At 30.3% G+C, this 9,741-nt stretch carries 10 protein-coding genes and 1 riboswitch; of the genes, 6 read left to right on the forward strand and 4 right to left on the reverse strand.

Annotated elements, in window-relative coordinates; translation table 11 throughout:
• Positions 1-140: 140 nt before the first annotated feature.
• Positions 141-243, reverse strand: a riboswitch (TPP riboswitch).
• Between the two features lie 50 nt (positions 244-293).
• From ppdK to WBG30_RS04055, 4 genes are all read right to left on the reverse strand, one after another.
• Positions 294-2,879 carry a pyruvate, phosphate dikinase gene (gene ppdK, locus WBG30_RS04040; RefSeq protein WP_424503363.1) on the reverse strand — a complete coding sequence of 862 codons (2,586 nt, stop codon included), beginning with the start codon at positions 2,877-2,879 and terminating at the stop codon, positions 294-296.
• Positions 2,880-2,900: 21 nt separating this feature from the next.
• Complete coding sequence (locus WBG30_RS04045) at positions 2,901-3,632, reverse strand: kinase/pyrophosphorylase (protein ID WP_424503364.1); 732 nt, start codon at positions 3,630-3,632, stop codon at positions 2,901-2,903.
• Positions 3,633-3,694: 62 nt separating this feature from the next.
• Entirely contained in the window at positions 3,695-4,315 is a 621-nt protein-coding gene (locus WBG30_RS04050) for a CBS domain-containing protein (protein ID WP_424503365.1), read from the reverse strand.
• A 146-nt stretch (positions 4,316-4,461) separates the two neighbouring features.
• A complete protein-coding gene (locus tag WBG30_RS04055; RefSeq protein WP_424503366.1) occupies positions 4,462-6,396 on the reverse strand; it encodes a fructose-1,6-bisphosphatase in 1,935 nt (644 codons plus the stop codon).
• Positions 6,397-6,553: 157 nt separating this feature from the next.
• On the opposite strand from WBG30_RS04055, the gene WBG30_RS04060 reads away from it, so the two are divergent.
• From WBG30_RS04060 to WBG30_RS04085, 6 genes are all read left to right on the forward strand, one after another.
• Entirely contained in the window at positions 6,554-6,832 is a 279-nt protein-coding gene (locus WBG30_RS04060) for a DUF134 domain-containing protein (protein ID WP_245584901.1), read from the forward strand.
• A gap of 31 nt (positions 6,833-6,863) precedes the next feature.
• A complete protein-coding gene (locus WBG30_RS04065; RefSeq protein ID WP_424503367.1) occupies positions 6,864-7,226 on the forward strand; it encodes a NifB/NifX family molybdenum-iron cluster-binding protein in 363 nt (120 codons plus the stop codon).
• A 117-nt stretch (positions 7,227-7,343) separates the two neighbouring features.
• Positions 7,344-7,703, forward strand: coding sequence for a NifB/NifX family molybdenum-iron cluster-binding protein (locus tag WBG30_RS04070; RefSeq protein WP_424503368.1), 360 nt, complete (start codon positions 7,344-7,346; stop codon positions 7,701-7,703).
• Positions 7,700-8,545 carry an ATP-binding protein gene (locus WBG30_RS04075; RefSeq protein WP_424503369.1) on the forward strand — a complete coding sequence of 282 codons (846 nt, stop codon included), beginning with the start codon at positions 7,700-7,702 and terminating at the stop codon, positions 8,543-8,545. Before WBG30_RS04070 ends, WBG30_RS04075 begins: the two co-directional genes overlap by 4 nt.
• A complete protein-coding gene (locus WBG30_RS04080) occupies positions 8,542-9,399 on the forward strand; it encodes an ATP-binding protein (protein WP_424503370.1) in 858 nt (285 codons plus the stop codon). The genes WBG30_RS04075 and WBG30_RS04080 overlap by 4 nt, the downstream gene beginning before the upstream one ends.
• A 96-nt stretch (positions 9,400-9,495) precedes the next feature.
• On the forward strand, positions 9,496-9,741 hold a 246-nt coding region (locus WBG30_RS04085), incomplete at its 3' end, for an ARMT1-like domain-containing protein (RefSeq protein ID WP_424503371.1).

The raw sequence follows: 9,741 nt of genomic DNA on the forward strand, positions 1-9,741 counted from the left end.
CAAGGGTTTATTTTTCTCTATATTTTTTCTTACCTTTTCTAGTTCATCCTGTAACAATATCTTGTTTTCCATATTCTCCTCCATAGTTTCACTTATAAAATAAAAAAAAGATGCCTTAAACAAAGGCATCTTTAACAATAAAATATTATTTTATCACTCCCTACACTAGAATTACCTAGACCAGGTTAAAGGTCGAGACTATATTGTCTCCTCTCAGCCATAACAGCTCCCTTGCTTTTCTATAATCTATCACACATATATCTAAATGACAAATAAATTTTAAATTTTGTTTTTTAAAAAGAATAATTTCTTCCTTTTATAGTATTTTGTGCTACTGCTAATTTAGCAATAGGAATTCTATATGGTGAACAACTTACATAAGCTAGCCCAATTGAGTGGAAAAATTCAATACTCTTTGGATCTCCTCCATGTTCTCCACAAACACCAATTTTAATTCCTTTTTTTGCTTTTCTTCCTAGAGTCGCTGCCATTTCCATTAATTTACCTACACCCTTTATATCTATAGTTTCAAATGGATCTACTTCTAATATATTTTTTTCCATGTAATCAGAGATAAATTTACCTGCATCGTCTCTTGAATAACCAAAAGTTATTTGAGTTAAGTCATTAGTTCCAAAACTAAAGAAATCAGCTTTTTCAGCAATTTCACCAGCAGTAACACAGGCTCTAGGGACTTCTATCATCGTTCCTATTTTATACTTTAATTCTATATCTGAATTTTCAATTACTTCATCTATTATTACTACTAATCTCTCTCTTAAATATCCTAACTCTTCTACCTTCCCAACTAATGGAATCATTATCTCAGGGTTCACATCAATTCCAGATTTCTTAACCTCTATTGCGGCTTCAATGACTGCTCTAGATTGCATCTCATAGATTTCAGGATAAGTTATTCCTAATCTACATCCACGATGACCTAACATAGGATTTAATTCTTCTAACTTGATCATTCTATTATTTATCTCTTCCATGGTAATTCCCATAGATTCAGTTAATTTTAATTTCTCCTCTATCTCTCTTGGTAAGAATTCATGTAGTGGAGGATCGATTAATCTTACTGTTACTGGTTTCCCATTCATTGCTTCAAATATTCCTATAAAGTCATTTCTTTGAAGAGGTAAGATATTATCTAAAGCTATCTTTCTTTCATGAATATTTTCAGATAAAATCATCTCTCTAACATGATTTATCTTTTTTTCCTCGAAAAACATATGCTCAGTTCTACAAAGACCTATTCCATTTGCTCCAAAGTCATAAGCTACTTTTGCATCGAAAGGTGTATCTGCATTTGCTAAAACCTTCATTGCTCCAATCTCGCTAGACCAGTCTAGTATCATCTTAAATTCATCAGTTAATCCAGAATCACTTTTATTAAGTTCACCTAAATATACATTTCCTGTACTTCCATTAAGTGAGATAGTTTCTCCTTCACTAACTGTTATATTCCCTACTTTAAATTGTTTTTTTTCTTCGTCTAAATCTATCGATCCACATCCACAGATACAACATCTACCCATTCCACGAGCAACTACTGCTGCATGAGAAGTCATCCCTCCTCGAACAGTTAATATTCCATCTGCTATATTCATTCCTTCTATATCTTCTGGTGAAGTTTCCATTCTTACTAAGATCCCACCATTATTTTCCTTTATTTTCTCTGAACTAAAATATATTTTTCCTGTTGCAGCCCCTGGTGATGCAGCTAATCCAGTCACTAAAACTTCTGAATTTGATAATTCTTCTTCTGAAAATGTTGGATGTAATAATTGAGAAATCATCTCAGGTTCTATCATCATTATAGCTTTTTCCTTAGTTATTATACCTTCATTAACTAGATCTGTAGCTACTTTTATAGCCGCATTTGCAGTTCTTTTACCATTTCTTGTTTGAAGAATATATAATTTATGATTTTCAATGGTAAATTCTATATCTTGCATATCTTTATAATGGTCCTCTAAAAGAGTACATAAATTTATTAATTCTGTGTAAGTTTCAGGCATTACATTTTCTAATTCCTCTATTTTTCTAGGAGTTCTTATCCCTGCTACTACATCTTCTCCTTGAGCATCGATTAAAAATTCACCAAATAATTTATTTTCTCCACAAGATGGATTCCTAGTAAATACTACTCCTGTTCCTGAAGTCTCACCCATATTACCAAATACCATAGATTGAACAGTAACTCCTGTTCCAATTTCATGTGGGATGTTGTTTAAGTTACGGTAGTAGATAGCTCTAGGATTATTCCAAGAGCTAAATACTGCTTCGATTGCTGCTAACAGTTGCTCCATTGGATCTTCTGGAAACTTAAAGTTTACTTCTGATTTGAAGAGTTTTTTATATTCTTTAATATAAGTTTCTTTTTTAGTTCCATTCTTTTCAAGTTCTTTTTCAAGTAAATCATACTTGTACTTTTCAATTCCATATACTACCTCCGAAAACATTTGTATAAATCTTTTATAACTATTAAATGCAAACTCTTCATTTCCTGTTTGCGTTGCAAGTAACTTATATGTTTTGTCATTTAAGCCTAAGTTTAAGATTGTATCCATCATTCCAGGCATAGATATGGCCGCACCAGATCTCACTGAAACAAAAAGTGGATTCTCTCCTCCAAAATTTTTATTCGTCATAGCTTCTAAGTTTTTCAAATTTTGCTCTATATCCTTTTTTAAACCTTTCCATACTTTTTTTTGTTCTTCATAGTATTTCATACAAGCTTCTGTTGTTATAACGAATCCATGTGGGATAGGTAATCCTAATTTAGTCATTTCAGAAAGATTGGCGCCTTTTCCTCCTAATAATGACTTCATTTCCTTTCCACCATCGTTAAAGGAATAAATAAATTTTTTCATGAGTTAATCCTCCTTGAGTATTTATGCTTTTATTAATTTTAAAATGATCTCTGCCGTTTCTTCAATGGCTTTTTCTGATACATCTATTACTGGACATCTTAATTTCTTCATTATTTCATCGGAATAATCCAGTTCTTCCAATATTCTACCAAAGGACGCATAACTAGATGCCCTCTCTTCTGCTTTCATTGTTTTTAACCTTTGTTCCCTTATTTTATTTAATTTATCTATAGATATAGTTAGCCCAATTACTTGAGTTGCCTCAAAAATATCTTTTGGAATAGGGACTTCTGGGACTAATGGTATATTTATTATTTTTAATCCACTTTTATTAGCTAAATAGATAGACAAGGGTGTTTTAGATGTTCTAGACAGGCCTACAATTAAAAGATCTGCCTCTAATATTCCCCGACTAATTTTCCCGTCATCATACTTTACTGCAAATTCCATAGCTTCTATACGCTTAAAATATTTTTCATCCATCTTCTTAAATGAATTTGCTTTAGATTTTTTAAATAATTTTTTAAATCCATATTTTAAAATTTTGAAAGTATCAAAATATATTATATCTTTTTCTATACAAAACTTTTCTAGCTTTCTAAGTTGTTTTTTATCTTTTAAACTAAAAAAAACTAGGCTTTGAGAGTTTAAAACTTCTAATTTTTCAAATTCTTTCTGAGTTATTTGTATCAGTTTAAAATCTTCACGATTTAATTCATCTTTAATTACTTTTAAAATAACTTCTGAATTCACTATAGCATCATCTTTAATAAAATATATATCAATAATAGAAACCCCTCCTGCTACTTTACTAACTATAGCAAAGTCTCAAATAAAACTCTACTTAGATCCGTTTTTGAAATCTTTCCTATAATTTTATATCCATTTAATTCTTTAGAATATTCAACTACTGGTAGAGAATCTACCTCTTTTTTTACAATTATTCCAGCAGCTTCAAATAATGTAGCATCTGTAGTACAAAAATGTATATTTGGCATCCTGCTCATTATTAAACTAATAGGTAAAGATGAAAGATCCATCCCCCCGATAGCTGCTTTAAGAAGGTCTTTTCTAGAAACTACACCAGAAAGTAAATCCCCATTAGTTATATAGATAGTTCCTGAATCTTTTGTGAAAATTTCTACTATCCCATCATGAATAGAGTTTTTTTCAGATAGAATCAAAGCCTCACCTATAAATTCTCTTACATTTATATCTTTCAATGAAGAGCTGTCTATTTTCTTAGGCTTTTGAGGATTTAAGCTATATCCTACCTTAGTTTTAGATTTAATAATCTCAGATTTTATTAAGAAGGAAAAATCTGTTCTCAGAGCCGATCTTGTAACTCCTAAGGTTTTGGCTATTTTTTCTCCTGTGATTGAACCATTCATTCTAATAATTTCTATTATTCTATATTGCCTTTCAGATAAATTCATAAACACTCCTTTTAGTGTCCACTAATACCTTAAGATTTTTAATTGACCAATCTTTGCTCATATAATAATCTTTTATGGGGTAAAAGTCAACCTTTTTTTATTGTTTTTTTAGCTTTTTTTAATTTATTGTTGAAATATAGTGTACGTTATTCCCTTCCTATTAAACTTCCGTTTCTATACATTTTTAAAAGAACTCTTAATTCCTTTAAACTACCTATAAGAAGCTCTCCTGTTTCAGTATCTTTTACTTTTTTTCTTTCTGCCTTATCCACTAATTGTATTACTGATATTATTTCATGTCCATCTTCAATGGCTTTTTCGATATTTTTAAAAGGTTTATGAGATGCCAATCTCAAGCCATAAGAATTATAAATCAAAGTATACCCAGCAGTCCCAGTACTTGGTTGGTAAGCTTTAGACAATCCACCATCAATCACTAAGAGTTTTTTACCTGCTCTTATAGGTAATTCTCCATTTTTAGCTAGTACAGGTGTATGTCCATTTATAACATGCCCATTTTCTTTTGTTACTCCAAAATGTTCCATGAGTTTTAATATTATTTCCTCCTCCTCCCTTAATGTATAGTAAGGATTCTTTTTTTCTTTATGTGTTTCTTTTTCTTTAATAAAGTATCTTTCAAAAGTTTTCATCTCCTCTTTTCCAAAAAGAGGTGAATATTCCCCTGTCCACATATACCAAAACCAGTCTAAATCTTTTTCTTCTCCTTTAAAATAAGCTTTTCTAGCTAGCTCTTCGAATTTATCCATAAGTTCCTTACCGCAATAATCTTTACCTTCTATATTAAAGCATTTATAAGTCCCATCTAACTCCATGGGAATACATCCATGAAACATTAATTGATTATTATATTTTAGGTATATACTTCCATTAGAAAAGAAAAAATGGATATGTTTTTGTAACTTATCACTTTTTTTAAAATATTTAGCTATTTTCTTTATTATTTCTTTCTCCCTATCTGTTAATTTATAGGGATCTTTTGGATCTATTGTTGGAAAATTGTTACTTGTTAATTTATATTCCTTTCCATGTAGTGTAATTGTTCCTTTAATTTGGTCTATTTTATCTAGGAGCACCCTATTTTCCATTTTAAATTCTGGTCTTTTTTTGATAACTTTAGCTTCTAATTTAAATTGAATAATCGCTATAGCTTTATGCATCTGTCCCCGTACATACTGTTCCTTATCATTAAATAATTCATCGCTACTCTTTATAGGTAAAAACTCTTTACACGGATCTCCTCCATAGGTTTCCATAGCAAATCTTCCTAAAGGTAATAAGTTTATCCCATATCCCTCCTCCAATATTTTCATATTACTATATCGAAGAGATATTCTAAGTACATTTGCTACACAAGCCAAATGACCTTTTGATGCTCCTACCCATAAAATATCATGATTTCCCCATTGGATATCACAATCATGATGTGCTATAAGGTTATCCATGATCTTATTGGGATCTGCTCCTCTATCATAAATATCTCCTAAAATATGTAATTTATCTACCGATAGTTGTTGAATCAAGTTAACAGTTTTTATTATAAAATCATCTGCTATCTCTAACTCTATTACTGTTGATATGATCTGAGAATAATATTCTTCTTTATTAAAGTCTTTGCTATTTAATGTCAAGAACTCCTCTAATATATAAGAATATTCATTAGGTAATGCTTTTCTTACTTTAGATCTTGTATATTTAGATGACACTAATCGAAATATAGATAAAAGTCTCTTTATTGTTACCCTATACCAGTGAGATTTTTCATACTCATTCAATTTTAATCCTTCTAATATTTTTTCTGGATAAAAGAGTAATTTAGAAAAATTATGTTTTTCTTCCAGTGAAAGTATATCTCCAAAGAGTTCATCTATCTTTATTTTTAAACTCCCAGAGGCTGTTTTTACTAAATGCCTAAAAGCATTGTATTCTCCATGAAGATCTGTAAGGTAATGTTCTGTCCCCTTAGGAAGATTTAATATAGCTTCTAAATTTATTATTTCACTAGTAACTTCTCCTATATTTTTATATCTATTTGATAATAATTCATAGTATTTCTTTTCCACTTTCCACCTGCCCTAATTATTTATTTATGTGCACTAATTGTCTTTAAATATAGTTTACTCACTTTATATATAAAATGCAACTTAAATAAAAGTCATTGACAAATCTTTTAAAATATATTAGAATTTAAACGTGCATATGCACAAAAAGGAGGGGATTATGAGAGGTAAAAAGAAAAGGTGTTGCCGATTTTTAGAAAATGAAATTGTATATAAGCCAAGAGGTATTACCATGAAAGAGATTACAACAAATAATATCGAAGCTGACGAATTTGAAGCCATTAGAATCTGTGATTATGAAGGTTTAAGTCAAATCGAAGCTAGTGTATTAATGGGAATCTCTCGTGGAACAATCCAAAGACTATTAAATTCCGGAAGAAAAAAAATTGTCGACAGTTTTTTGAATGAAAAAGCTATAGTTATAAAAAACAAACATTAACTATAAGTTAAAACATAAGGAGGAACAAATTATGGAATTGAAAATTGCATTTCCTACAAATGACAGATTAAACGTTGAGGAACACTTCGGGCACTGTAGTGAATTTAAAATATTAAACACAAAAGATGGAGTGGTAACATCGGAAGAATTCCTTACACCACCAGCTCATGAACCTGGTGTTTTACCAAGATTTTTAGGGGAACATAAGATTACTACTATTATTACAGGTGGAATGGGAGCTATGGCTATCAATCTATTCAAAGTACAAGATATAGATGTTATATTAGGGGCTACTGGAAGTATTACAGAAAATCTAAATACATTTTTACAAGGTCAATTAGCATCTACTGGTTCTCCTTGTAACCATAATCATGGAGATCATGATTGTAACTAATAAAAATAAAATTAATTAAAAATAAGCCGAATTTATTTCGGCTTATCCTAAAATTATAAATTTTGATATACAAATGTTTTGTTTTATTTATTGTTTGGAAAACATAAGGAGGTAGATATGAAAATATCAATATGTTCAAAAAAAACAGGATTAGACAGTTTGCTCGATGAAAGATTCGGTAGAGCAGAAAACTTTACCATTGTAGATTTAGATACAAATATCGTTGAAACTGCTGAAAATACAGCTAAAAATGATGCCAGTGGTGCTGGAGGAGAAGCAGTAAGAATACTTTCAAAACATGATGTAAATATAGCTATAGTTCCTCACTTAGGTCCTAAAGCTGAAAAAGCTATGGAAGCTTTTGAAATAAAAACGGTTTCTCAAGGTGATTATAAAAGTGTAGGAGAAGTTTTAGAGGCATATAAAGCTGGCAAATTAAAAGAAATCGTAAAAATAAACGGATTGACAAGATTATGAAGATAGCTGTGCTAAGCGGAAAAGGAGGAACTGGTAAAACTACAGTTACTTCTAATTTTGCTGTAAATATTAAAAACTCAATAAGTATCGATTCAGATGTAGAAGAACCAAATTTACATATTTTTATGGATATGGAAAATCCAACTTTTAAACCAGTATATACACTTTATCCATCTATTAATAAAGAACTTTGCACACTTTGTGGAAAATGTGGAGATTTCTGTAACTATAACGCTATTATTCCTGCTAAAAATCAAGTAATCGTCTTCAGGGAAAGTTGTCATGATTGTGGTGGATGTAAATTAGTATGTCCAAATGGTGCTATCACATACGAAAAACGTGAAATTGGAAAGATCTTTAATGGAAGATCAAAATATGATACAGAACTCCACTACGGTCTTTTGAATATTGGTGAGATGTCAGGAGTAAAGATTATCGACCAATTAAAAATTTTTACTGATTCAGATGAAACAGTTACTTTCATTGATTCTCCTCCTGGAACTTCATGTGCTACAGTGGCAGCGGTAGAAGGTACAGATTATGCTGTGATTGTTTCAGAACCTACACCTTTTGGTGTCAGTGATATGAAGATGGTTGTAGAGATGCTTCGTCAAATGAAAATTCCCTTTGGACTTATTATCAATAAAGCTGGATTGGGAGATAATGAGATCTATCGTTACTGCAAGGATGAAAATATAGAAATTTTAGGAGAGATCCCATTTGATAAAAAAATTGCCGAACTCTATGCTCATGGAGAAATTTTTAGTGTTTCTATCCCTAAATATAAAGATTTATTCAATAATATCTATAAAAAAATTGTAGAAGGGAGTAGATCATTATGAATATAAATGAAATTATAGTTATCTCTGGTAAGGGGGGAACTGGTAAAACAACTTTGGCTGCTTCCCTTATTCCATATTTAGATGATCTAATTATTGCTGATTGTGATGTAGATGCACCAGATTTAAATATCTTACTTGATCCAAAAATAAAATCTACCCATAGATTTGTAGGCCTAAAAAAAGCCGTATTGGATCAAGAAAAATGTATAAAATGTGGTCTCTGTGAAAAACACTGTAAATTTTCTGCTATCTCAAAAGATATAATATTAAGTCAATCTAAATGTGAAGGCTGTGGAGTCTGTGAATTTGTCTGCCCTGTAGATGCTATTTCAATGGAAAATGCTGTTGTTGGTGAACTCTATGAATCAGACACGATTTTTGGAGATTTTGTTCATGCAAAACTTATCCCTGGAGAAGAAACTTCAGGAAAATTAGTAGCTGAAGTTAGAAAAAAAGCCAAAGCATTGGCACTTTTAAATAATAAAAAAAATATTATAGTAGATGGTTCTCCAGGAATTGCATGTAATGTTATTAGTTCAATTACAGGAGCTAGTCAAGTTATTATAGTTACTGAATCTACTTTTTCTGGACTTCATGATCTTAAAAGAATCTATGAATTAACTAAAAAATTTAATCTCAAAGTTCAAGTAGTTATTAATAAATTTGACCTATCTCTTCATCATAGTGAGATGATAGAAAAATATTGTTCAGAAAATAATATTACAATAGGATTAAAAATTCCATTCACTAAAAAAATAGTAAGTTCTATAGTTAAAAAAACTATTCCTTCAGTGGGAGAAAAAGATTTCTTTAAAGATATCGGATTCTTTAAATTTACAGATAGTTTAGTTTAATAAATATAAGTTTTCTAACAAACAACAAAGGCATGATTAAATATAATTTAGGGGCGTATTTTTACGCCCTAATTTTTTGAAAAAAGGTGGTTTAAGATGCAAACAACTTTATCTTGTATCCCCTGCCTCATAAAGCAGGGAATAAAAATAACAAATTTTTTAAATATAAATGATTTAAAAAGTGAAGAGATGATAAGAGAGATCCTAGGTTCACTAAAAGATGAGGATTATCAAAATACACCGCCATACTTGGCAAAAAAAGTATATTCTATAATATGTAAATTTACCCAAACGGATGATCCCTATAAGGAAATTAAAAAATACTATAATAGGGAAATATTA

Source organism: Psychrilyobacter sp., from assembly GCF_049671765.1.
In the GTDB taxonomy this organism is placed as follows: Bacteria; Fusobacteriota; Fusobacteriia; order Fusobacteriales; family Fusobacteriaceae; genus Psychrilyobacter.

Bases quoted from the DNA above. Each gene is read 5' to 3' on its own strand.
- WBG30_RS04080 (WP_424503370.1), top strand. From the start codon at position 8,542: ATGAATATAAATGAAATTATAGTTATCTCTGGTAAGGGGGGAACTGGT.
- WBG30_RS04075 (WP_424503369.1), top strand. From the start codon at position 7,700: ATGAAGATAGCTGTGCTAAGCGGAAAAGGAGGAACTGGTAAAACTACA.
- ppdK (WP_424503363.1), bottom strand. From the start codon at position 2,879: ATGAAAAAATTTATTTATTCCTTTAACGATGGTGGAAAGGAAATGAAG.
- WBG30_RS04070 (WP_424503368.1), top strand. From the start codon at position 7,344: ATGAAAATATCAATATGTTCAAAAAAAACAGGATTAGACAGTTTGCTC.
- WBG30_RS04065 (WP_424503367.1), top strand. From the start codon at position 6,864: ATGGAATTGAAAATTGCATTTCCTACAAATGACAGATTAAACGTTGAG.
- WBG30_RS04050 (WP_424503365.1), bottom strand. From the start codon at position 4,315: ATGAATTTATCTGAAAGGCAATATAGAATAATAGAAATTATTAGAATG.
- WBG30_RS04060 (WP_245584901.1), top strand. From the start codon at position 6,554: ATGAGAGGTAAAAAGAAAAGGTGTTGCCGATTTTTAGAAAATGAAATT.